This window comes from Halogeometricum sp. S3BR5-2, from assembly GCF_031624635.1.
GTDB classification, from domain to species: domain Archaea; phylum Halobacteriota; class Halobacteria; order Halobacteriales; family Haloferacaceae; genus Halogeometricum; species Halogeometricum luteum.
This window is the reverse complement of sequence record NZ_JAMQOQ010000004.1, coordinates 220,818-244,605: the sequence shown is the minus strand read 5'-3', so window position 1 is coordinate 244,605 and position 23,788 is coordinate 220,818. Positions and strand designations below refer to the sequence as shown.

At 68.1% G+C, this 23,788-nt stretch carries 21 protein-coding genes; 12 read left to right on the top strand and 9 right to left on the bottom strand.

What is annotated here, in order from left to right; all coding sequences use genetic code 11:
- The first annotated feature begins 285 nt into the window (after positions 1-285).
- On the top strand, positions 286-2,988 hold the full coding sequence (locus tag NDI79_RS15865) for a glycoside hydrolase family 2 protein (RefSeq protein ID WP_310929575.1): 2,703 nt from the start codon (positions 286-288) through the stop codon (positions 2,986-2,988).
- Positions 2,989-3,091: 103 nt separating this feature from the next.
- Here the strand turns inward: NDI79_RS15865 and NDI79_RS15860 are convergent, their stop codons facing one another.
- Entirely contained in the window at positions 3,092-4,594 is a 1,503-nt protein-coding gene (locus NDI79_RS15860; RefSeq protein WP_310929574.1) for an alpha-N-arabinofuranosidase, read from the bottom strand.
- A 924-nt stretch (positions 4,595-5,518) separates the two neighbouring features.
- On the opposite strand from NDI79_RS15860, the gene NDI79_RS15855 reads away from it, so the two are divergent.
- Positions 5,519-6,013 carry a halocyanin domain-containing protein gene (locus NDI79_RS15855; protein ID WP_310929573.1) on the top strand — a complete coding sequence of 165 codons (495 nt, stop codon included), beginning with the start codon at positions 5,519-5,521 and terminating at the stop codon, positions 6,011-6,013.
- Between the two features lie 52 nt (positions 6,014-6,065).
- On the opposite strand, the gene NDI79_RS15850 is transcribed toward NDI79_RS15855, so the two are convergent.
- Positions 6,066-6,293 (bottom strand): HVO_2142 family zinc finger protein, encoded by a 228-nt coding sequence (locus NDI79_RS15850; RefSeq protein ID WP_310929572.1) that lies wholly within the window; start codon positions 6,291-6,293, stop codon positions 6,066-6,068.
- Between the two features lie 319 nt (positions 6,294-6,612).
- On the opposite strand from NDI79_RS15850, the gene NDI79_RS15845 reads away from it, so the two are divergent.
- Entirely contained in the window at positions 6,613-6,897 is a 285-nt protein-coding gene (locus NDI79_RS15845) for a HalOD1 output domain-containing protein (RefSeq protein WP_310929570.1), read from the top strand.
- A gap of 86 nt (positions 6,898-6,983) precedes the next feature.
- Here the strand turns inward: NDI79_RS15845 and NDI79_RS15840 are convergent, their stop codons facing one another.
- Together NDI79_RS15840 and NDI79_RS15835 are read right to left on the bottom strand one after the other, a co-directional pair.
- Complete coding sequence (locus NDI79_RS15840; RefSeq protein ID WP_310929569.1) at positions 6,984-8,021, bottom strand: zinc-dependent alcohol dehydrogenase family protein; 1,038 nt, start codon at positions 8,019-8,021, stop codon at positions 6,984-6,986.
- Positions 8,022-8,135: 114 nt separating this feature from the next.
- Positions 8,136-8,855, bottom strand: coding sequence for a helix-turn-helix domain-containing protein (locus NDI79_RS15835; RefSeq protein ID WP_310929568.1), 720 nt, complete (start codon positions 8,853-8,855; stop codon positions 8,136-8,138).
- Positions 8,856-8,971: 116 nt separating this feature from the next.
- Here NDI79_RS15835 and NDI79_RS15830 point away from each other — a divergent pair, with 116 nt between their 5' ends.
- The 5 genes from NDI79_RS15830 to NDI79_RS15810 all read left to right on the top strand — a co-directional run bounded on the left by NDI79_RS15830 (position 8,972) and on the right by NDI79_RS15810 (position 12,867).
- Positions 8,972-9,100, top strand: a complete 129-nt coding sequence (locus NDI79_RS15830) for a hypothetical protein (protein WP_310929567.1) — start codon at positions 8,972-8,974, stop codon at positions 9,098-9,100.
- Positions 9,097-9,474: a RidA family protein gene (locus NDI79_RS15825; RefSeq protein ID WP_310929566.1), complete on the top strand. Its 378-nt coding sequence runs from the start codon at positions 9,097-9,099 to the stop codon at positions 9,472-9,474. Before NDI79_RS15830 ends, NDI79_RS15825 begins: the two co-directional genes overlap by 4 nt.
- Before the next feature lie 67 nt (positions 9,475-9,541).
- A complete protein-coding gene (locus NDI79_RS15820; protein ID WP_310929565.1) occupies positions 9,542-10,765 on the top strand; it encodes an ABC transporter substrate-binding protein in 1,224 nt (407 codons plus the stop codon).
- Between the two features lie 86 nt (positions 10,766-10,851).
- Positions 10,852-11,922: a Gfo/Idh/MocA family protein gene (locus NDI79_RS15815; RefSeq protein WP_310929563.1), complete on the top strand. Its 1,071-nt coding sequence runs from the start codon at positions 10,852-10,854 to the stop codon at positions 11,920-11,922.
- Between the two features lie 123 nt (positions 11,923-12,045).
- A complete protein-coding gene (locus NDI79_RS15810; RefSeq protein ID WP_310929561.1) occupies positions 12,046-12,867 on the top strand; it encodes a DUF7260 family protein in 822 nt (273 codons plus the stop codon).
- A 38-nt stretch (positions 12,868-12,905) separates the two neighbouring features.
- Here NDI79_RS15810 and NDI79_RS15805 read toward each other — a convergent pair whose 3' ends face one another.
- A complete protein-coding gene (locus tag NDI79_RS15805) occupies positions 12,906-13,523 on the bottom strand; it encodes a VOC family protein (protein ID WP_310929559.1) in 618 nt (205 codons plus the stop codon).
- 281 nt (positions 13,524-13,804) lie between these two features.
- Here NDI79_RS15805 and NDI79_RS15800 point away from each other — a divergent pair, with 281 nt between their 5' ends.
- Both NDI79_RS15800 and NDI79_RS15795 read left to right on the top strand, forming a co-directional pair.
- On the top strand, positions 13,805-14,392 hold the full coding sequence (locus tag NDI79_RS15800) for an NAD(P)/FAD-dependent oxidoreductase (RefSeq protein ID WP_310929557.1): 588 nt from the start codon (positions 13,805-13,807) through the stop codon (positions 14,390-14,392).
- A gap of 98 nt (positions 14,393-14,490) precedes the next feature.
- Positions 14,491-15,630 (top strand): hypothetical protein, encoded by a 1,140-nt coding sequence (locus NDI79_RS15795; protein ID WP_310929555.1) that lies wholly within the window; start codon positions 14,491-14,493, stop codon positions 15,628-15,630.
- A gap of 22 nt (positions 15,631-15,652) precedes the next feature.
- Here NDI79_RS15795 and NDI79_RS15790 read toward each other — a convergent pair whose 3' ends face one another.
- The 3 genes from NDI79_RS15790 to NDI79_RS15780 are packed head-to-tail and all read right to left on the bottom strand — an operon-like array spanning position 15,653 to position 19,229.
- A complete protein-coding gene (locus NDI79_RS15790; RefSeq protein ID WP_310929554.1) occupies positions 15,653-17,245 on the bottom strand; it encodes a glycosyltransferase family 39 protein in 1,593 nt (530 codons plus the stop codon).
- Between the two features lie 2 nt (positions 17,246-17,247).
- A complete protein-coding gene (locus NDI79_RS15785) occupies positions 17,248-18,639 on the bottom strand; it encodes an arylsulfotransferase family protein (protein ID WP_310929552.1) in 1,392 nt (463 codons plus the stop codon).
- Between the two features lie 53 nt (positions 18,640-18,692).
- Positions 18,693-19,229 carry a metal-dependent hydrolase gene (locus NDI79_RS15780; protein ID WP_310929551.1) on the bottom strand — a complete coding sequence of 179 codons (537 nt, stop codon included), beginning with the start codon at positions 19,227-19,229 and terminating at the stop codon, positions 18,693-18,695.
- Positions 19,230-19,340: 111 nt separating this feature from the next.
- Here NDI79_RS15780 and NDI79_RS15775 point away from each other — a divergent pair, with 111 nt between their 5' ends.
- Together NDI79_RS15775 and NDI79_RS15770 are read left to right on the top strand one after the other, a co-directional pair.
- Positions 19,341-21,314, top strand: coding sequence for an ABC transporter substrate-binding protein (locus tag NDI79_RS15775; RefSeq protein ID WP_310929549.1), 1,974 nt, complete (start codon positions 19,341-19,343; stop codon positions 21,312-21,314).
- Entirely contained in the window at positions 21,314-22,153 is an 840-nt protein-coding gene (locus NDI79_RS15770) for a phosphatase PAP2 family protein (protein ID WP_310929548.1), read from the top strand. Before NDI79_RS15775 ends, NDI79_RS15770 begins: the two co-directional genes overlap by 1 nt.
- A 49-nt stretch (positions 22,154-22,202) precedes the next feature.
- Here NDI79_RS15770 and NDI79_RS15765 read toward each other — a convergent pair whose 3' ends face one another.
- Positions 22,203-23,690, bottom strand: a complete 1,488-nt coding sequence (locus tag NDI79_RS15765) for an aldehyde dehydrogenase family protein (RefSeq protein WP_310929547.1) — start codon at positions 23,688-23,690, stop codon at positions 22,203-22,205.
- Positions 23,691-23,788 lie beyond the last annotated feature (98 nt).

The following is a 23,788-nucleotide window of genomic DNA, read 5'->3' as shown; positions in this document are numbered from 1 at the left end:
TAGAGGACCCCCTCTAATTATAATAAATGTTCCCATTCAATTGGAGCTTGCCGGAGGTCGTGTCGGATGGCTACTAATTTGGCGCTCCGTCACCGCCGTCTCCCGGCCTTTGCTCCGGTATTTCTCCGCTCTGGCAGGTAGTTTTCGGGCCCGCGCGGTTCCACGGCTTCCCGGAATCGCCGCACCCGACCTGCGCGCCCCAGCATCTTCGAGGGTTGACTATCCTGACGCTATCCACCGAGACGAGTGCAAAGTGTGATATGGAATGACGGGCCTTACACCGGTATGCAACGCACGACACTCGTGCGCGACCCGACGCGCGAACTCTCCGGCGACTGGCAGTTCACGACCGATCCCGAGGACGCCGGTCTGACAGAGGAGTGGTATGACCCCAACGCGGCGTGGGACGACGTCCGCAGGGTGTCGGTTCCCCACGCGTGGCAGGAAGCGGAGGATCTCCGAGCGTACACCGGCGTCGCGTGGTACCGACGGACGGTCGACGTGGACGCCGTCGACGACGACCGACGAGCGGAGTTGTACTTCGGCGCGGCCGACTACGACGCCACCGTCTGGGTCAATGGCGAACAGGTCGGTCGCAACCGGGAGGGCTACCTCCCGTTCCGGTTCGACGTAACCGACGCGCTGGTCGACGGAGAGAACACCATCGCGGTCCGGGTCGAGGATCCCGAGGACCTCTCGGAGATTCCCCACGGGAAGCAGGGTGCTCCGTGGTACACCCGAGTCAGTGGACTGTGGCAGCGGGTCGACCTCGCGGTCGTGCCCGAGACACGAGTGCGGGACGCCCGCGTCACTCCCGACCTGCGAGACGACACCGTCCGGGTCGATGCCCGGGTGACGGACTCCGGAGGGGAGAGGTCGCTCACCCGCCTTTCGGCCACCGTTCAGGTCCGCTCGGGCGGGACGACGGTAGCAACTCAAACGTGTTCCGTCGACGACGACGGAGCGGCGAGTGCGACGCTCTCGCTCGACGACCCCGACTACTGGACGCCCGACGACCCCCACCTGTACGAAGTCGCCGTCGGCCTCGAACGCGACGGCGACCGCATCGACACGTACGCCGATACCTTCGGTATGCGGAGCATCGAGCGGTCGGGCGACGAACTGTTCCTCAACGGCGACCCGCTGTTCGTCCGGGGAGCGCTCGACCAGGCGTACTACCCGGACACGCTCTATCGCCCCGCGGACCTGGATACGTTCGAAGACGAGATACGCGCCGCCAAGGAGATGGGGTTCAACCTCCTCAGAAAACACATCAAACCCGCTCACCCGCGATTCCTCGAACTCGCAGACGAGATGGGGATGCTCGTGTGGGAGGAGCCGGCGAACCCGAGCGCCTACACCGAGGCGTCTCGCGAGGCCGTCCGCGACCAGTTCGCGGGACTGGTCGAACGGGACTTCAACCGTCCGAGCGTAATCGCGTGGAGCCTCTACAACGAGGAGTGGGGTATCGGCGGCATCTACGAGGACGAGGAGGAATCGCTGTGGACCGACGGCGAGAAGCAGGCGTTTCTCGCGTCGTTCGTCGAATCGGCGCGCGAACGCGACCCGACTCGACTGGTGTGCGACAACTCCGGGTGGGCGCACGTCGTTACCGACCTCAACGACTACCACGAGTACTTCGTCGTCCCCGACCGCGCCGACGCGTGGCGCGGGCAACTCGACCACATCGTCGAGAACCCCGCGGAGAACTACGGCGGGTACGAGGATCACGGCGGGGACGGCCCGGCGCCCGATGGGGCGCCGCTTCTGGTCTCCGAGTTCGGGACGTGGGGCCTCCCGTCGGTTGACGCGCTCGAATCCCACTACGGCGGCGAACCGCACTGGTATCACCACGACTTCCTCTCGGGATTGAAGTCGCCCGCGGGCGTCCGGGACCGGTTCGAGGCAAGTCACCTCTCGGACACCTTCGACAGCCTCGACGACGTGGCCGACGCCTGGCAGCGCCGCGAACTCCTGTCGGTCGCTGAGAGCATCGCGGACATGCGACTTCACGAGGGCGTGGCCGGCTACGCCGTCACCGAACTGACCGACATCGAATGGGAGTTCAACGGCCTCCTTGACTACCGGCGTGAGGAGAAGGTATCCGTCGAGGCGTTCGCGCGGGCCAACGCGCCGGTCGCGGTGCAGGTCCGCCCCGAGACACACGTCTGCTGGGCCGAGGAGACAGTCGAGTTCGACCCGGCCGTCGTCAACGACACCGACGAACGCGTCGAGGGCAGCCTCCGGTGGGAGGCGTTCGGCGAGACGAGCGAAGTCGACGTCTCGGTCGAACCGTTCGGATGCGAACGAGTCGCGGACGCGGTTTCGGTCGACGCTCCCCCCGTCGACGGGGTCCGCGAAGGGTCGATCACCGCCGAACTCGTCGGGGCGGGCGTCGACGCCGTCGACGAGGCGTCGATTACGGTCGTCCCGCGCGACGCCGGGGTGGGCGACCGGGCGGTCTACACCGACCACGACGGCCTCCGCGAGACGTTCGCCGAGTCGGACGGGGCGTCGGTCGTCGACGACCCCGCGGACGGCGACGTGGCGTTCGTCACCCGACTCGACGACGCGACCCGCGAGTTCGTCGAGGGCGGCGGCGCGGCGGCGCTCCTCCCCGACTCCGAGGGTCGGCTGGCGGGGGGCGAGGAGTTCTCCGTCGCCGACCTCCCCGAAGAGGAGAGCTGGAACCTCTGTGCGTCCTTCGTCACGCAGACGCTCCTCGCCGACGTCGACGTGGTTCCGGGGTGGTCGTTCGAGGGGCTCTACCCCTACGCGTACGTTTCGGACCCCAAGCCCGACGACGAGGTGCTCGCGGGGTACACCGAGGGGTGGCTCGCGAACACCGGAGCGATCGCGCTCTCGCGGCCGACCGGCGAGGGCCGACTGGGCGCGTGTACCCTTCGCGTCGTCGACGGGTACGGCTCGCACCCGACCGCGACCGCGGTTCTCGCTGCGCTCGCAGACGAACTTCACGACGGGAGCTGAGTCGAGCGCACGGCGTATTGCGGAGCGTGCGGCGTACGGCGTGAAGCCGGAGGAAAGCGGAAGAGTGGAAGATACGGGAACCAGGGATGGCGGGTCCGTCCGACTACCGGACGGAGATGCCCGCGACCGTTCCGGGTTCGAGGTCCGCGACGAGTCGGTCGTCCTCGACCGAGACGTCGAGTTCTCGGCGCGTGAACTCTTCGGCGTTATCGGCGGTGACAGCCACGTCGAGTTCGTTGTCGGCGAAGAGCGCCTCCGCGTCCACGTCGGCCGCATCGACGTCGACACCTTCGAGGACGACTTCGACCGTGCGTGCCTCTCGGACGTCGAGGTTGGTGAGCGTGACGTACGTGCCGTCGTCGCCGAGCGACGCCGAGGCGCCGACGAGCGGAAGTTCTTCGTCGTCGACGTCGCGGGCGGGCGCGTCGACCGAGGTGGTGACCGCGTCGTTGCCTTTGTGAGGCGCGTACAGGTCGAACACGCGGTAGGTGGGTCGCGCCCACGCGTCGTCGCCGTCCGTCTCGACGAGACACTGGAGCACGTTCACCGTCTGGGCGATGTTCCCCATCGTCATCACGTCGGCGTGATGGTTGAAGATATCGAGCACCGCGGCGGCCGACAGCGCGTCGAGAGCGGTTCCGGGCTGCTCGAGACCGCTCTCGGAGACGGCTTCCGTGTGCCACGTGCCCCACTCGTCGATGATGATGCCGATGTCATCCGTAGTCGCGACCGCGTTGACGGCCGCGGCGATTCGCTCGATGTGGTGGCTCATCTCGAGCGCCTCAACCAGCATCTTGTCGTAGTTCTCCTCGTCGGTCTCGGGGTCGACGACGCTCATCGTCCGGCCGTAGTAGTGGTGTAGCGTGAGGTGGTCGAGCGGAAAGTTGACCCCCCACGCGCTGTTGCCGACTTCCTCCATGAACCGGTGGTTCCAGTCGGGGTCCTCGAAGCCGCACGCGATGAGTTCGAGGTCGTCTTCGAGCATCAGGTTGTCCATGCTCCCGACGTACGTCGCGAACCGGCGATACTCGCGGGCGTACTGTTCGGGACTCATCCGACCGCCGCAGCCCCAGTTCTCGTTGCCGAGTCCCCAGTACTCCACCCCGTATCCGTCCTCGTGACCGTTCTCCCGGCGGCGGTCGGCGAGTTCCGTGTCGCCCTCGTAGTTGCAGTACTCCACCCAGTCGGCCGCTTCCTGCGGGTCCCCCGACCCGACGTTGGCCGCGAGGTAGGGTTCGGTGTCGAGACGTTCGCAGAGTCGCAGGAACTCGTCGGTTCCGAACTCGTTGGACTCCTCCGGCGCCTCGCCGACGTCCTGCGCCCAGAAGAGGTTGCGGCGGCGGGGCCGGTCCTCGACGGGGCCGACGCCGTCCTCCCAGTGGTAGTCGTCGGCGAAACAACCGCCCGGCCACCGGAGTACGGGCATCTCCAGCGATTCGAGAAGGGAGACGACGTCGTCGCGGTAGCCGTCCTCGTCGTCGCCCTCGCTCCGCCAGACGCCATCGTAGATGCATCGACCGAGATGCTCGGAGAAATGACCGTGGACTTCGGGTTCGATCCGGTCGATAACCGCTTGGGTATGGACTGTGACCTGCGCGTTCGTCATGCGATGGTCGGTGCTTCCCCCGTGGGCATAAATGAATCGATAGTTCGTGCTATTTCGAGACGGATTCGCGAGATAATCGACTGACTGAGAGGCGGAACATCACTCAGTGTGACCATATATTGACAATTTGTGACAATGCGTATTCTGTTAGGGAGAACAGAGAGAATTCGGTTAGATACCGAGACAGATGGTGAGTTACTCCCCAAATCGGTATTTTTCTCTTTGGACCTCCGTTCTCAACGAAAGAACGGTCTCGGAGCGGCGTCACGGCCTGGACTGGAAAGACTGTTCAAGGCGGACCGGAGAGTATACGGTTCGAGCGGGATGTGTTGGCGAGGTAGCTGAAAGAGACAACACTATGGCTGTAATATATAGAAAAGGACGGCGAGAGGGGCGAATGGACGGTTACGAGGGTCGGTACCATACCCCAATTGCTGTTCTCCAATTCAGAACACTAAGGTGGAATAGTAACGCGCAAAGGTAGTTTTGTGCAATTAAATATATCTATCTTCGGTATCAGTATAGTCTATCAAGCTCCATTTGATGCCGAGACCGATATCTTTTCAAACTCTTCTTTATCTTTCCACTCGCTTTTACCCATATCGTCCCCCATATTTCCCAGTTCTCTGTATTATTCGTGCAAAACATCGGTAGCACTTTTTCATACGCCGGTCTGACACCGCGTCCGGAGATACTTCTATATCTCAAAAAGATAGAAGTATTTGTAATTAGTCGGGAGAGTACAGCGGAAGTAGTGGCATACGAACGGCACGGTGGCTGTACACGGTCGCTTCGGAAGCAATTTCGTCGCACGAAGAAGAATGAAGAGATACCGACTGGGTCCGCGGTACGTCGAGTTCGACCGACGCCGGTTCGGAAGGAAACCGAGAAATACCGGCGCAACGACTGATAGCAGGAATACTCGTGAACGACGAACGCATTTCCAGACGGCGCTTCCTCCGTGGCGGCGCCGCGACACTCGCCGCCGGGCCGTTGCTCGCCGGATGTCTCGGCGGCGGAACGGGGGCCGAGGGGGGACAGACGACGGCGCGCGGCGACACCGAACCGAACGACCGGACGTTCGACGGGTGGTTGGAGGGCGTCGCGAACGCGGATACCTTGGTCGACCGGACGGACGCCTCGGACGTTCGCGTACGCGTCGGCACCGAGGGGAACGGCGGCTACTTCGCCTTCGCTCCGGTCGTCGTGCGCGTCTCGTCGGGAACGACGGTCACGTGGGAGTGGACGGGGGCCGGCGGCGCGCACAACGTCGTCGCCGAGGACGGGTCGTTCAGGAGCGAACTCACGGGCGGCGAGGGAACGACGTTCTCGCACGCGTTCGACGCGTCGGGCGTCTCGAAGTACGCCTGCCTGCCGCACCAGTCGATGGGGATGAAAGGCGTCGTCGTCGTCGAGTGAGTCGGGTGAGCGCGTCGCTCGAACCGCCTCGAAGACGCGGCGTTCGCCGGAATCAGTCGTCCGCCGCGGGCGCGGAGTCGTCGGGAACGGCGTTCTCGGAACCGGAGTCGCCGGAAATCGAGGCGTTCGTCGGGTCTCCGACGTACACGTCGCGTCGGTAGCGGCAGTTCTGACAGAAGAACTGGGCGTAGCCGGCGGACTGGACGCCGCTGAACAGCAGTTCGTCACCGCAGTCCGAACACCACTGGGGAGGGACGTCCGGGGGACGTTCGAGGCTCATGCTCGAACAGATGCCCCGAAGAGAATGTCAACGTATCGGTCAAGGATATAGAGACATTCAAACGTCTTGGTACTGTTTAAGGGCGAGCGACGATCCGCCGGGAGGGCGGCCGGGATACGCGGGGAACGTGGACGTCCGGTCGCAGGGAATGCGTGACGTTCCCACCGATTGCGGGAAGGAACCATTACTGAGAATTTCACGGTAACTGTTATACCACTCGAACTATCACGTTAGAGTGTAGTCGCGGTCGTTCGGACCACGCGCTCGGGGAACTCCCGACGCGGCGACGTTCGGAGGGCCGTCGACAGGGAGAACATCTATGTCACAATCGTCATCCAACGGAGGAACTTCCGCGGCAGGAGACCCGCAGATTCGCGAGAGCGCGACGCTGGAAATCGTGTCGCTCGTCGCAGAGACGAAGGGCTGCCGGCCGTGGGAGCTCCGACCGCTCTCGCGCGTGACTGATCCCGACGCCATCGAGAACCTGTTGAAGGCGTCCTCGAGCGCGAGTTTCGAGATCAGTTTCGACTACGAGGGCGGCCGCGTGACGGTGACGCCCGACGGCGGAATCGACTACGAGTTCTCCGGAGAATCCCCGACGTAACCCCTCGTCGGACGGCGGGGATGAGACGCCGTCCGGCACCCGGAACGTCGGCTTTTACCGGCTCGAAACCGCCCGTGAGCGGCCGTTCACGGTTTGACGAGGACTTTCACCGCCTCGCGGTCGTCCATCGCGGCGTACCCCTCCGGAACGCCGTCCAAATCGACCGTCTTCGTGAACACCGGAGAGGGGTCGAGCGTCCCCTGTAGCACGTCCGCCATCAGTTCCTCGGCGTAGGCGCGGACGGGGGCGACGCCCCCGCGCAGCGAGATGTTGTTCCCGAAGAACTCGTGGAGGTCGAGGCCGTCGCCCATCCCGTGCGGGACGCCGACGTAGCCGACGGTCCCGCCGGGTCGGCAGACGCCCGTCGCCGTCTCCATCGCGGAAGTGGCGCCGACGCACTCCAAGACGTGGTTCACGCCGCCGTTCGTCATCTCGGTCACGCGCTCTACGGCCGCCTCGCCGCGTTCGGTGACGAGGTCCGTCGCGCCGAATTCCTCGGCGATTTCGAGGCGGTCCTCGTGGTGACCGATGGCGATGATGCGCTCCGCGCCGAGTCGCCGCGCCGCGAGGACGCCGCAGAGTCCGACCGCGCCGTCGCCGACGACGGCGCAGGTCGAACCCGCCTCGACGCCCGCGTTGACCGCGGCGTGGTGGCCCGTCCCCATCACGTCCGTCAGCGGGAGGAGCGCTCTGAGGGTGTCCTCGTCGTCGGCGTGGCGGTCCGGGACGCGGACCAGCGTTCCGTCGGCGCGCGGGCAGCGGACCATCTCCCCCTGCGCGCCGCCGTTGTCGCCGCCCCACGACCCGCCGTCGACGCAGGAGGTGTGGAGTCCTTTCCGACAGAACTCGCACTGCCCGCAACTGATGACGAACGGGGCGAACACGCGGTCGCCGGGTTCGACCGACCGGACCTTCTCGCCGACTTCCTCGACGATGCCCATCGGTTCGTGCCCGACGGGCGAGGGGGCGTCTCGGTCGCTCTGACCGCGGTAGAACCAGAGGTCCGACCCGCAGACGGCGGTGTGCGTCACGCGGACGATGGCCCCTCGGGGGGAGTCGAGTTCGGGGTCCTCGACGTCTTCGACGCGTACGTCCTCGGGGCCGTGGTAGACTGCTGCGCGCATACGTCGACTGCGCGCGAGAGACGCAAAAAACTCCGCACTGCGGCCGTGCTTTCTGACAGCGACGCGGACGCGACTCCGCGCGCCGTCCGAACCGAGCACCCTCGCTCGCCGCCCTCAGAGCGCCGCGTCGACGAACTGCTCGACGATGAGGTCCTCGGCCGTCCGCAGTCGGTACTGTACCGTCGACCGGGGGACGTCCAGGAGCGACGCCAACTCCGCGACGGTGACGTCCCGCGGGCGGGAGTAGTAGCCGTGTTCGACGGCCGCTTCGAGCACCTCCCAGTGGGCGGGCGACAACTGCGCGGCGACGCGCGAGTCGACGTCCCAGTTGCCGGCGCGGGAGAGGTGCGACACTTCGAGAGTGAGTCCCTCCCGGAGGTTCGACTCGATGGCGTCGTACAGGTCGCCGATGGGCTGTTCGCCGGGGTAGAGAATGCGCCAGCGGTACTCGCCGTCGGTACGCCGGGACTCGAAGACGACGCCGTCGCCGAGGTGGTCGACGACGTGGTGGGGGATGGAGTGACACCGGTGAACCTCCTCCCGGAAGGTGTAGACGGTCCGGGCGTTCTTCTTCCGGTCGAGGACGTGGTACATCCGCGAGGTGTCGCAGTTCACCACGTCGAAGCACTCGTTGCAGCGGCCCTCGTCGAGGAACAGGTCGTCGAACGACGCCAGCGCCTCCTGCTCTCCCCGAACGTGGTCGATGCGCCACATCCGGTCGTGGGTGGTAAAGCAGGTGGAAGACCGCGTGGTGAGCGACGGGTACTCGAAGAAGAGGTCCATCAGGTCGTCCGCGCCCCGTTCGAACGTGACGACGAACTCGAACTCTCGCATGGGACCGGGTTCGGACCGGTCGGACTTAGCTTGTGCTAATTGTTTCGAACGTGCAGGAAAGACACGAGCAGCGCTCGAATAGGATGATAGTTCGGTGCCGATATCGGAGTTAGCAGGTGCTAACGACAGGTCGATGGATGCGGGGGGACAAGCGTGATATCATGAGCGACACGACGCGCTTCCGAGAGACGGAATCACCGCCGACCGACACCCCCGAACCGAGCGACGCGGAGGTGGACCGATGAACGGCGACGTGACGCGGTACGAGAGCGACAACCTCGACGCCACCGCGGGGTACGGCGTCCGGAAGCGGAACCTCCAACTCGTCTTCTTCGACGGGAAGTTCCCGACGCGGGCGAACGCCGACGAGATGAGCGTCGGAGAGCAGACGGTCGACGCCCTCGAACGCGTCGAGACGGCGGTTCGACGCGCCGGCGTGGAGATGGACGACGTGCTTCGGACGACCGTCTACACGACGGAGGCGGACCGCATCGACGACATCGAGGCGGCCTACGAGTCGTACTTCGAGGGGCGCCGACCCGCGATGACCGTCGTCGGCGTCGCCGACCTGCCGGACGGGGCGGCGGTCCAAATCGAGGCGACGGCCGTCGAGCGCTGACGGACGGCCTATTTTAGGCTCGCCGAAATATCGGAACGGCTTTATCGTTTTAGGTTTGCCTAAAGTCATGGCACGAGACGACGAGGGATTCGAGCGGACGACGCGGCGGAAGTATCTGACGTACGGCGGGGCGCTGGCGGGCGCCGGACTGCTCGCCGGATGCGCCGCGGGGGGCGGGTCCGAGTCGACGGCGGCGGACGCGGATAGAGCGGCGACGGACGCGGATACGGAAACCCCGACTGCGGCCGGGACTGAGAACTCGACCGTGACGGGAACGGAGTCCTACACGGTGTCGATGGAGCCGATGGGAGAGGTCGCGTTCGACTCGGTACCCGAGCGCTGGGTCGCCTACGACGGCGGCTACGCGGACATGGCGGTGGCGCTGGGTCGCGGCGACGGAATCGCCGGCATCGGCGGCGCGGACCGCTACTACACCGACGTCTACGACGAACTCCCCGGCGTGGACGTGGACCGCGAGGCGATAGCGCGGCACCCGGAGGTCCGGACGAAAGAGGAGTTCTACGAACTCGACGCCGACGTGCACCTGTACGACCCGTACATGCTCGTCAACTGGTTCGACTGGGGCGAGGAGGACGTCGAGGAGGTGGCGACGAACGTCGCGCCGTTCTTCGGGAACCTCGTCTTCCGCCGCTCGGACGAGTGGCACGACTACCGCTACTACACGCTGTACGAGGCCTTCGAGAAGGTGGCACGCCTGTTCCGGGAGGAGGAGCGCTACGAGGCGTTCGCGTCGCTGCACGAGGAGTTCCTCGCGGACGTGCAGTCGCGACTGCCGCCGGAGTCCGAACGGCCGAACGTGTTTCTCACCTACGAGGGAACCGACGAACCCGAGACGTTCTCGCCGTACCGCCTGCACGACAAGGGGACGAGTAAGAAGCAGTGGCGCGACCTGGGCGTCACCGACGCCCTCGAGGGCACGGACGTCGAGAACCTGAGCACGACCAACCGCGGCGAACTCGACTACGAGACCCTGCTCGAAGTCGACCCGGACGTGATACTGATTCGCGGACACGAACGCGACTCGGCGACCGAGTTCCGGGACACGGTGCTGGCGTACATGCGCGACCACGCCGTCGGCGGCGAACTGACGGCCGTGCGGGAGGGGCGCGTCTACCGCGGCGGCTACCTCAACCAGGGTCCCGTCCACAACCTCTTTCTCACCGAACGCGCGGCGAAACAGCTCTACCCCGAGGAGTTCGGCGAGGTGACCGACGGTGCGGAACTGTTCGACCGGGGGCGCGTCGCCGACATCGTGAACGGGGAGTTCTGAGCGGGTCGTCGGGCGCCGGTCTTCGATTCCCCGGCGCTCCGACCCGAAACAAAGCACCTATTGGCCCCCCCGGAGTCGTCCGGTGCATGAGCGATACGAGTGTGAAGAACGAGGAATCGATTCGTAACGACGGCACCGACGGTCCGCTCCGAATCGCCGTCGTCGGCGGCGGCTACATCGGGAAGACCGTCGGCGAGGGGTTCGTCGAACACGAGAACGCGAGCGTCGTCGCCCTCGTCGACATCGACGAGACGGTGCTGGCGGAGGCCGGCGAGGAGTTGGAGGTCGACTCGGAGTCGCAGTACACCGACTACGAGACGATGCTCGACGCCGAATCGCTGGACGCCGTCCTCATCGGAACGCCGCACACGCTCCACTACGACCAGATTATCGCCGCGTTCGACCGCGACCTGCACGTCTTCTGTGACAAACCGCTGACGACCGACCTCGACCAGGCGCGCGACCTCGTCGAACGCGACGAGAAACGCGACGAGGTGCTGATGGTGGGCTACCAGCGTCACCTCTACGAGGCGTTCATCCGGGCCCGCGAACTGTGGGACCAGGAGGACCGCGACCCGCGCTGGATAACCGCCGAAGTCTCGCAGGACTGGGTCGACCGCTTCGAGGGTGCCTGGCGGCAGAACCCCGCGCTCTCCGGCGGCGGCTACCTGTACGACACCGGGAGCCACCTGCTCGACGGCGTGCTCTGGAGCACCCGACTCACCCCCGAAGCCGTCTCGGCGAACATGCACTTCGTCGACGACGAGAAAGAGGTCGACGGCCGCGCGAACGTCACGGTTCGGTTCACGAACGGCGCCACCGCGACGTTCTCGCTGTCGGGCGAGACGCCGTGCATGCGCGAGCACATCCGGATGTGGGACGAGCAGGGGGCGATAGCGCTCAACAGTAAAGACTGGGAACCCAGCGAGTACGTCGAGATAGACGAAGAGAGCGGCGAGCACCGCCCGCGCCTCCTGCGCGCCGACCAGCAGACGAAGGCCGAGGCGTTCCTCGAAGCAATCGAGACGGGCGAGGAACCCGCGGCGACGGCGCTCGACGGCCTGCGCGTGACGGCCGTCACCGAGGCGGCCTACGAGTCCGCCCGGAGCGACGGGTCGTTCGTCGCCGTCGACCCCGAAGACGTGGCCCTCGACTGACGGGACCGAACCCGTCGCGGGACGGGCGGGAGTCCGTCCGCGGCACCGGCGGGAGCTATCGCGGATTTTCAGTAGTATTGCCGAACCCGGCACCGCTTTGTTCGTTTAGGCTGGCCTAAAAATATGGAAGGAGGCCGAACCGCGCGGGCGGCGCTCACAGACGTCAAGACGCGCGTGGACCGCGCCGCGGCCCGCGTGCGGGAGGAGGGGACCGCGCTCGAAGCGAAGCGGACGGCCTACGAGTCGTTCGTCCGCCGGGTCGCCGCGGTGCCGACGGAACCGGCGCCGTCGGGGGCGCCGAGGGCGACTGCGACGACCGGCGCGCAGTTCCGCGCGGCGGCGACGGGGGGCGACGGGTGTCGAGCGGTCCGGAAGGCGTTCGCGGAGACGGTTCGCCCGCACAGCATCGCCGACGTGGACGACCCCGAGTCGCTCTCGGCGACCATCCGGAACGAACTCACCGACGCCGTCGCCGACGCCCTCGCGCCGGCGACGGGGGCGGCGTTCACCCCGAAGGCCAAGCGGGCCGTCGTCGCGGAGGCGCGGACCCAGCGGGCGGGCGTCGCGGTCACCGACCGGGCGCTCGACCGGGAGGCGGCGTCGCTGGACGACGCCGCGGCCGACGTCGAGGACGTCACCTCGTGGGTCGCCGCGGCGGAACGGACGCCGCTGTCGGAACTGGGATTCGACGCGCTCCGGGACCGGCACCGGACCCTCGCGGCGCACCGCGAGCGGTGCGAGGCGACGGTCGCGGACAGACAGTCGTTCCTGCGGGAGTCGACCGGACGGTCGGCGGCCGTCGAGGTGGGCCACCGGGCGTTGGCGCTGTACCTGTATCAGGGGCTTCCCGTGAACTATCCCGCGTTGAGCGCCGTGGCCCGTCTCGACGGCGTCTGCGAGTCGTGTCAGCGAGCGGTGCGGGCGCACCTCGTCCGGCGCGCCTGAGGGTGAAAGCGGTCGGAGGGGAGGCGGCGGCGCTCCGACTACTCCACGCCGCCGACGCCCGATTCGGCGTCCGGCAGGTCGTGCGCCGTCGCGTCGAGTCCGAGCGATTCGAGCGCCTCCGCGAGGTGCTCGTCCTTAGCGTACTCCGCACCGTCGGCCTCGCGTATCTCCTGCGTCTTCGCGAGCACCTCCGCGCGCCGGTCGTCGGGGATGTCGTACTTGTCCGTCGAGAGTTCGATGACGAGACCGTTGTTGTCGTGGGTGTACAGCGAGTAGAAGATGCCCCGGTCGAAGATGTTGTAGTTGCGGCCGTCGTCCTCGATGGCCTGGACCATCTCGCCGAACTCCTCCGGCGCGACGCTGAAGCAGAGGTGGTGGACGGAGCCGACGCCGCCGCGCTGACCCATCCGGTTGGACTGCCGGTCGTCGCTGACGAAGAACGTCACGATGCGACCGTCGCCGGTGTCGAAGAACAGGTGCGTCTGCGAGGGGTCGTCGAGGTTCGGTTGCCGGAGGACGAGGCGCATCCCCAGGAGGTCGCGGTAGAAGGCGACGGTGTCCTCCTCGTTGCTCCCCCAGATGGTCATGTGGTCGGTACCAGTGGTGTGGAAGGGGCTGTCCGGGAGTTCCGCGGTGACGGGGTTCTCTTCGCTCATATATCGGCTTACGAACGTGAACGTAATAAGCGGGCCAGTGACATCCGAGTCCCCACGTGTGACGCGGGTCACGACCGTCCGTCCCCGCCCGACGACACCGTCGACGCGCTCGTTCGTCCGTCCTCGTGGTCCGAAGCGTCTCCGTCCCGTTCGCGCTGTCGGTCGGCGGCCTGTCGGCGGCGTTCCTGCGCGGGTGGCGCCCCGGGGTCTGAGCGGTCCCGGTAGCGGCGAGGCTCTCACCTGTACAAACCCATTTCACCTCCACGTGAGTACTCGTAGCCATGACAGACGTCATCGTCGTCGGGGGCGGCCCCGCCGGCCTGAGCGCCGCGCTGTTCGCACAGAAGAACGGGCTCGAGACCACCGTGTTCGACACCGACTCGACGTGGATGCACAAGGCCCACCTGTTCAACTACCCCGGCATCGGGTCGCAGGACGGCACCGTGTTCCTGGAGACGCTCCGCCGGCAGGTGGATACGTTCGGCGTCGAACGCGAGGAGGCGGAGGTGACCGACGTGTCGTCGGACGGCGACGGCTTCGCCGTCACCGTCGACGGCGAGGACCGCGAGGCGGACTACGTCGTCCTCGCGACCGGCGCGAAGCGCGACCTCGCGGAGTCGCTGGGCTGCGACCTGACGGACGAGGACACCGTCGACGTCGGCGTAACGATGGAGACGAGCGTCGAGGGCGCGTACGCCACGGGCGCGATGGTCCGCACCGAGGAGTGGCAGGCCGTCATCGCCGCCGGCGACGGCGCCGCCGCCGCGCTCAACATCCTCTCGACGGAGAAGGGCGAGAACTACCACGACTTCGACGTGCCGGCGGACGCCGACGAGACGTTCGGCGCCATGGTCGACGACGACGTCTGAGTCGGCGCCGCGCGGTCCGTTTTCTCTACATTTCGACATTTTCGCGCGATCCGAACGGAAACTGCAAAGAGCGTCGGACGCGGTGGGAGTATCGGACCGTGCGATACCACCGACGAACAGCGCTCGTGGCCCTCGTCGTTCTCGCTCTCGCGGGGAGCATCCTGCTCGGCGCTCCCGGGAGCGAGGAGACGGTGCTGCCGCGGGAGGACCAACTCATCCAACCGGAGGAGACGGGAACGCAGGTGTGGCCGTACACGAGTCGGAGTCGGTCCGTGACGGGCCGAACCCTCGCGCTCAACGTCCTCATCGTCGGCGACCCCGACCGGACGAGGATGGCCTTGGAGCGCCGCGCGGAGACCAACTGGACGGCCGTCGTCGACGACGACAACGCCACCATCAGCGAGTCGGAGTGGCAACCGGCCCGCGGCGCGTCGCGCTACACGTACGTCACCGTCGACCCGAACATCACCGGCCGCTGGTTCGAGTCGGAGTACCAGTTGGCGACCGGCACCTACCTCGGCGAGCGGATACACATCCGGGCGTATCCGGCTCCGTCGGGCAACTGGACCGCGTTCCAGGCGCACACCGAGTACTGGGACTGGCTCCGCCTGCGGCACACCGTCACCGGCGTCGCTCCCGGCGCGCGCTTCCTCGAACGCGACCTGCGCGATGAACCGTTCGTCGAGCGCATCAGCCGCGAGTACCACGGCCTCGGCGGCGGCGGCAGCGACGGCTGGATAACCATCATCGAACTCGTCTCGGTCGCCGGCGCGGCCGGCGCAGTCGCCTCCGTCGTCCCGTTCGGACACCGGCACCGCGACGTCGCCGACGCCGCCGTCCTGCCGGTGACGCTCGCGGGCCTCATCCTCGGCGTCCGGTCGGCCGGTATCGCGCTGGAGCACGCGATTCCGGGCGTCACCCCGAAACTGTTCGCCGCGGCGCTCTACCCGGTCATCGTCGCCGGGCCGCCGTTCCTCGTCACCGTCTTCGCGCGCGACCGGCCGGCGACGCAGTCGGCGCTGCTCGCCGCCGCCGGCTTGGGCGCCGGCGTCGTCCTCGACCTCGGCGCCGTCGGCGCGAACGCCGTCTCCGTGCAGTTCGTCCTCCACCGAATCGCGCTGGTCAGCGCGCTCGGCCTGTTCGCCGTCGGCGTCGCGCGTCAGGACAGACAGACCATCAGCGCCGGGGCCGTGGCGTGGCTCGTGGCGCTCGGGCTACCGCTGTTCGGCGTCGTGTGAGTGAGGAGAGTCGGCGAGGCGGCTACTCGCCGCGGGCGAGCGAGCGGTAGACGGCGACGCCGTCGTTCTCGAAGGCGAGTTCCCAGCGCTGCGAGGCCTCGAAGGAGCGTTCGAGCGTGCCGAACTGCACCTCGCTGGCGCCGCGGACCGTGTAGCGTCCCTTCGGAACGTAGACGTAGTCCGGGTTGGCGTCCACCGACTGCATGGCCGTCTCGACGCATCCGACGCTCTGGCAGGTCGAGGCGTTCACGTAGGCGTCCGTCTGAGCCTCGTACACCTCCGGCTCCTCCCACTCGACGCCCCACATGCCGACCAGAATCGTCCGCTGGGTCAGCGCCGGGAACCACTCGGCGGCGTCACCGAGGACGACGAACGTGGCGTCCGGCGGGGTCTCCGCCTCGGCCCACGCCATCGCGTCCACCGCCTCGTCGTCGAGGAACTCCGGCGTCGAGGGGTCCGACGGGAGGGTGTTCTGGTAGGCGAGGACCGTGCCGCCGCCGAGCGACGCGACGACGACGAGGGCCGCGACGCCCGCGGCGCGCCAGTCGGTGCCGTCCGCCCGACCGCCGAGGGTCCGGCCGAGCCGTTCGGCGAGGGAGAAGCGCCGGACGAGGTCGAAGCCGACGGCGACGAGGGCGAACGTTCCGACGGTGTAGACGAACCTCGGCTGCTGGAACAGCAGTTCGGCGACGACGACCCACGCCGGGAGGAGGAGGTCCCGGCGGACGACGAGGAGGTAGGCCGCGGCGAGCAGGGGAACGAGGCTGTAGACCGAGATGCCGCCGAATATCGCCCCGACGCCGCCGCCGATGCCGCCGTGCGTCCCCGCGGCGGAGGTGAACACGCCGGGGCCGTGCGTGGAGACGGCCCAGAGGAGCCACGGGCTGGCGACCACCGCGCCGCCGACGCCGACGGCGGCGCCGCGGACGAGACCGGCGAGCGAGCGGTCGAGCGCGAGCCAGAGCAGCAGGTAGCTCACGACGGTGAACAGGGTGTACGTCGGATGCGACAGCACCGTCAGTCCGAAGGCGACGACGCCCGCGACCAGCGCGCGGAGGTCGCCGGTCGTGAACAGCCGGTAGCCAGCGCAGATGGCCGTCAGCGCGTACAGGAAGGCGAAGCCGCGGACGACGCCGCCCGCCGAGAGATGCCACTCCAGTATCTGCGGGTTCAGCGCGACGCCCGCCGCCGCGACGGTCCCCGCCGGCCGAGAGTCCAGCAGGTCGCGCGCGAGCACGTACACGGGCACCTGCACGGCGACGACGGCCACGGCGGGGAGAAACCGCGCCACTGCGACCGGGCCGACCCCGATATCGCGGAGCACGGCGAACACGTAGAACTGCAGCGGCGGGTAGGCGAACGGGACGCCGTCGGCCGTGTAGCCGGGAATGCGCGCCGGCGGGAGGTAGCCGTTGGCGACGATTTCGCGGGCGATCTGCGCGTACAGGCCCGCACCGTAGGCCGGGTAGGGGTTCGTCGCGAGGTAGACCGCGACGGAGACCAGCGCCGGGAGGACCGCGAGCGCGAGCCACACCCCGTCGCGCACGTCTATCGGGAGGTCGTCTTCGAACCGGACCGACCGGGCGAACCGGGAGCGGAGCGAAGGATCTGCCACGTCTACTTCCTCCGGACGCGCAGCGGCGACTGAAAGCTAACGGTCCGGTCCGACCAGCGGTACTCCAGCACACCCCACGCGACGAGCGACCCGAGAAGCGCGAGGGCGGCGAGGCCTTCGAGGAGCCCCACCCAGCGCGGGAAGGCGTAGGATATCGCGTTACGCACCGTCGGCGGGACGACGGACGCGACGCGCGAGGTCAGCGTCGGTTCGAGGTCCGAGGCCGTCCGCGAGGGGAGGCCGAGGCTCGCGGCGCTCTCCCCGCCGGCGCTCTCGTCGCCGGTTCCCAGCCGCTCGGACTCGTACGGGAAGCCGATGGAGGCGGTCCAGACGACTTCGCCCTCCTCGTCTATCTCGAAGGTGCGGTCGCCGTTCGAGTCGGTGACGAGGGTGTGACCGTTCGGCAGGCGGTCGGCGTCGCGCGGCCACTGCATCCGCCGGTCGACCCACGTCCACGACTCGACCCACTCGCCGCCCTCGCGTTGGTACTCTATCACGCGGCCGTTCTCGGAGTCCGCGACGAGCAGCGCCGGTCCGCCCTCCTCGGCGGGGATGAAGTCGGGGTTGTGCTGTTCGTACAGTATCGAGTGGTTGTCGTCGGTCCCGAGCGTCCACTCCTCCATCAACCCCTCGTCGGGGTCGATGAACACCACTTGGTCGTGGTTGCGGAGGCTCACCATCACGGCCCGTTCGCCGTCGACGGTGACGGACTCCACGTCGTTGAGGTGCGTCCAGTCCTCGGGGAACGGCCCGCCGCTGGTCGCCACGTCGAAGTCCGACTGCGCGTCCCACTCCCACGTCGTCAGGTTCGTCGTCGTGTTGACGACGAACACGCGGTCCTGGTGGATGTCGGCGACGAGGAGGCGGTCGGGACCGAGGCGGTCGACGTCGTGCCACCGCGTCGAGTGTTTTCCGGGCGTGATGCGGCTGAACACCTCTTCGGACTCGCCGGTGGTGAGGTTCACCCGCTCGACGCCGTTCCGCGTGCAGACCGTCTCGCCGCACTCGTCGGCGTCGAGGTGGTCGGCGTAGACGAACTCGACGGTCGCCGTCGTGTTCGGGACGGGGTCGACGTCCCAGTACCGGGTGTGTTCGTTCTGGTAGTAGTAGACGCTGCCGTCGGGCGCGAACGCCGCGAGTTCGGCCTGCGCGCGGGGGCTGTCGCTCTCGTCGCTGACGAACGCGTTCGAGTCCGTCGCCACGACGGTGATATTGTCTCGGGGAGCGACGACTTGCGTCCGGTCGCCCGTCCGGAACGCCTGTTCGACCGCCGGGTCGCCCGTCACCCGGTCGTTGTTCCGCTGCGCGTCCACGTAACCGACGGCGAGGACGACCGAAGAGACGAGGACCAACGCCGCGAGCAGACCGCGGAGCGCTCGCCGATTGGAAGCCATTACGCGCCAGTTCTGCAGTGGAGGTAATAAGAGAGGCGTCTTACGGTCGCCGGTCAGGAGCGGGGCGCACCGGGCGCCTCCGAGGCGTCGGCGGACTCGGCGTCCGCCGGGCCGTCAGCCCGTGTTTCCCCGTCGGCCGACCGTCGGTCGACGACCAGTGCGAGGGCGACGACCCCCCAGAGGAGGGCGGCGCCCCACCCCGAGTGAATCGACGCCGCGACGCCCACTCGCTCGGCGGTGAGGGGGTAGAGCCACGCGACGCCGCTCTGCGTGAACGAGTCCACGACGAGGTGCGAGACGAGACCGAGCGCCGCCGCCTCGGCGGACCACTGCGGGCGCCGCGCGACCGCGAGAACGGCCGCGGCGGCCGCCGCGAAGGCGAGCGTATGCGTCAGTCCGCGGTGGTCGAAGGGGAACGTCCACGCGAGCGGGAACAGCAGGTCGGCGTCGGGGAGGACGGCGCCGAGGACGCCGGCGCGCCGCGGTCGGTCGGTGAGCGCGGAGACGAGCGCGTAGCCGAGAGCCGCGTGGGTCGCGACGGCGAACAGGAGGTACGCGAGGTGGTCGAGCGCGGGACCGGGGAGCGACACGGACGGCGGTACGGCGAGTGTACTTATCAAAACGGGGTTCCTGAGTCCCGTACGAACCCCGGCTCGGATTCCCAACGGATAAGAGCGAGCCGGGAGGAGTGAGGAGAAGAGATGCCACAGTCGTCGCCCTCCACGGTCCGTCGGCGAGCCGTCCTCGGGACGCTCGCGACAGGCGTGACTGCGCTCTCCGGCGGATGCGTGCGCCGGTTGCGGACGGTCGCGGGCTGGCGGTCGGCGAACCAGGTCTCCCTCGAAATCAAGACCGTGCCGGCCGACGCCGACCCCTACGCCCTGCGCATCGCGCGTCAGGTCGCGGCGTGGTTCCGCGCGGCCGGCATCGGCGCGCAGGTGACGCCGATGGCCAGCGAGGAACTTCTCCGGCAGGTGCTGGTGCAGAACGACTTCGAACTGTTCGTCGCGCGGCTCCCCGACCAGTTTCACCAACCCGACGGGCTCTACTCGCTCCTGCACTCGCGGTTCGCCGACGCCCCGGGGTGGCAGAACCCGTTCGGCTACGCGAACCTCGACGTCGACGACCTGCTGGAGACCCAGCGCACGACCACGGGCGAGGAGCGACGCGAGGCGGTGTACGAACTCCAGCGGAGCATCGCCCGAAGCCAGCCGTTCACCCTCCTCTCGTTCCCCGACGACATCCGCGCGGCCCGCACCGACAACTACCGGAACTGGCGGACCGCCGACCTCGACTCCCCGCTGGGCTACCTGTCGCTGACGCGCAGCGGCGTCGACGGCGCCACCCCGGCAACGGACGCGACGACGACCGCCGGAACCGACGGGACGGTCGGAGCGGCCTCGAACCGGAGCCGGAACCGGAACTCGAACTCGTCGTCGCGGACCGCCACGCCGACGTCGACCCCTACGCCGACCCCAACTCCGACCCCGACCGAGGTCGCGACGGCGGCGGACGGGGCGCGCACGCTCCGGACGGCGACGACCGACAGGCGGGCGACGGAGAATCTCAACCCCCTATCGGTCGAGTACCGACGCGACGGTCTCATCACGGGCCTCCTGTACGACTCGCTCGGCGTCGAGACGGGCGACGGCGTCGAGGCATGGCTGGCGGAGTCGTGGGCGTTCTCCGGGACCGGGGACGCGCCGAGCGCGTCGGTTCGGCTCCGGCCCGACCTGACGTGGCACGACGGCGAGGACCTCACGGCCGAGGACGTCGCGTTCACCCACCGCCTCCTCGCGGACACGGCGATGGAGACGGGGACGACGACCGAGGACGAGAGCGACGCGCGCATCCCCGCGCCGCGGTTCCAGGGGCGGAACAGCCTCGTCGCGGACGTGCGCGCGGCGGGAACGCGCACCGTCGAGTTCGACTTCGTCGAGTGCGAACCCGAACTGGCGACGCGGGCGTTCACCGTGCCGGTGCTCCCCAAACACATCTGGGAGGAGCGGACCTCGCGGGCGTCGGTCAGCGGTATCGAAATCGGCCCCGCCACCGAGGCCATCGTGACGAACAACATCCCGCCGGTCGGGAGCGGCCCGTTCGAGTTCGCGCAGAACACGCCGCGCGAGTCGCTCGTGCTCGACCGGTTCGACGAGCACTTCCTCTTCGAGGCGGCGGCCGAGGCGGGCGTGCCGGCCCGACCGCCCGAGTTCGAACGGCTGTCCGTGCAGGTCGTCGGCTCCGACGCGACGGCCGTCGAGATGGTCGCCGACGCCGACGCCGACGTGACCGGGACGACCGTCGGCGCCTCGACGGTCCCCCGCATCGGCCGCGCGCGGGACCTCGAACTGCTCGTCGGTCGGTCGGAGACGCCGTTCATCCTCGGGCACAACGCCGGTCGGTCGCCGACGACGAACCCTCGGTTCAGGAACACGCTGGCGCGACTCGTCGACCAGTCGTTCCTCGTGAGCGACGTGTTCGGCGGCTACGCCCGGGGCGCGGTGAGCCCGCTGGCCGGGACGGAGTGGCTCCCCGAGGACCTGCGGTGGGAGGGGGAGAACCCCGTGACGCCGTTCCTCGGGAGCGACGGCGAACTGAACGTCGACGAGGCGAGAGAGGCGTTCCGCGACGCGGGCTATCAGTACTCCGACGGGCGACTGCTGGAGGGTAACTGATGGCGCTCGTCGACGTCGTCCTGCAGGTCGGCGCGGGCGTGTCCGCACTCCTCGTCGTCGCCGCGGTGCTCGTCGTCGGACCGTCGCGGCTCCGGTCCGCCCCCCGGACCGTCCGGTCGAACGCCCGCGCCGTCGCTCCGACGTTCGTCGCCCTCGTCGCCGTCCTCGCCGCCAACGGCGTCATCCGCGACATCGGCGTCGAACTGTCGTGGCTCATCGGGCTGAACATCACCGGCTACATCCACGCCGTCGAGGGGAGCACCGTCGCGTTCGTGCAGTCGTTCGCGACGCCGGCGCTGACGGCGTACTTCGGGTTCGTCTACATCTTCGGCTACGTGTTCCTCCTCGTGTTCCCGCTGGCGGCGTACGCGATGCACGAGGAGTCCCGCCCCCTCCGCGTCGTCCTGTTCGCCTACATCGTGAACTACGGCGTCGGCCTGCTCTGTTACATCCTGTTCGTCGCCTACGGGCCGCGGAACTTCATGCCGGACATGGTGCAACCGCTGCTGTACAACAGTTGGCCGCAGGCGCAGTTGCTGACGAGTCAGGTGAACGTGAACACGAACGTCTTCCCGTCGCTGCACACCTCGCTGTCGGGCACCGTCGCGCTCCTCGCGTGGCGGTTCCGCGGCGTCTACCCGCGGTGGACGCCCATCGCGCTCTTCCTCGCGGTGTCCATCGCCGTCTCGACGATGTACCTCGGCATCCACTGGGCGACGGACGTGGTCGCCGGCGCATTCGTCGCGTTCGCGAGCGTCGAGGCGGCGCGGTCCGCCGCCGACCGGCAGGAGCAGGGCGAGAGCCTGCTACCGAACCCGCTCGGGGAACTGCGCGAGTAGTCGGAGCGCGGCGGGAGAAACCGCTACCGCCGCTCTCGGGTCCGACGCCTCAGAACGGGTAGTCGCGCGCGTCGTGCTGGATTGATATCCACTTCGTCTCGGTCAGTTCCTCGAGGATGGTGTCGCTGTTGTAGCCGCCCATCCCGGAGGCGGCGGTGCCCGAGAAGGGGACGTGCGCCTCGTCGTTGATGGGTTGGTCGTTGATGTGGACGTGCCCCGTCTCCATGCGGTCGGCGACGTCCATCGCGGTGTCGAGGTCGCCGGCGTGGACGGACCCCGAGAGGCCGTACTCGGTGTCGTTGGCTATCTCGACGGCCTCGTCGACGTCGGAGAACGGGATGACCGGGGCGATGGGGCCGAAGTGCTCGTTGCACGCGGCGGCCATGTCGTTGGTCACGTCCGAGAGGACGGTGGGTGCGACGACCAGAGAGTCCTCCACCCCGTCGATTTCGACCGTCTCGCCGCCGGTTTCGAGCGTTGCGCCGGCGTCGACCGTCTCCTCGACGTAGCCGAGCATCTCGTCGCGCTGAGACTCGTCGATGATGGGGCCGACGTCCGCGTTCTCGTCGTGGGCGCTCCCGACCGACAGTTCCTCGGCGCGTTCGGTCAGTCGCTCGACGTACTCGTCGTAGACGCTCTCGTGGACGACGTGGCGGTTGATGGAGATGCAGACCTGTCCCTGGTGGACGAACGACCCGAACACGGCGCCGTCGATGGCGCGGTCGAGGTCCGCGTCCTCGGTGACGACGTGGGCGTTGTTGCCGCCGAGTTCCATCGCCTGCACGGCGAGGTTCTCCGCGGCGGTGGCGGCGACGCCGCGCCCGACTTCGGTCGACCCCGTGAACGCGACGGCGTCGCTCTCGGGGTGCCCGGCGACGGCGTCGCCGATGTCGGAGCCGCGACCGGTGACGACGTTGAGGACGCCGTCCGGCAGGCCCGCCGCCTCGAACAGTTTCGCCACGAGGAGGCCGCCGAGGACGGGCGTGTTCGTCGCCGGCTTCAGGACGACGGTGTTGCCGAGGGCGATGGCGGGCGCGACGGCCCGAATCGAGAGGTTCAGCGGGAAGTTCCACGGCGAGATGACCGTGACGACGCCCTTCGGCTTCCGTTGGACGATGTTCTCCTTGCCGGGGATGTTCGACTCCTTGTGCTCGCCCGACATCCGGTTGGGGAGCGTCGCCGCCTCGTTCAGGTGGTCGCTCGTGATGGCGACCGACGTGTGGCCCATCACGCCCGTCCCGCCCGCCTCGTCGGCGAACAGTTCGACGATGGCCTCCTCGTTGGCCTCCAGTTCCTGCAGGGCGTTCCGGACCACCTCGGCCCGCCGGGCGGGCGGTTGCTCGGCCCACTCGGACTGCGCGGCCGCCGCGGCCTCGTAGGCGTCGTCCACGTCGGCCTCCGTCGCCGCCGGGACTTCGGTTACCGTCTCGCGCGTCGAGGGGTCCTCGTCCGCGATGGTGTCGCCGTCGTGCGACCGCCACTCGCCGTCGACGTACAGCGCGTTCCAGTCCGCGTCGATGGAGTAGTCTGTGGACATGTACCACCCACTACGGGGCGAGCGGTAAAGCGAGGGGCGAAACGAGAGAGAACGCTCGCTACCGCCACGTTCAAGTCGTCCGTCGAGTATACGAGCGG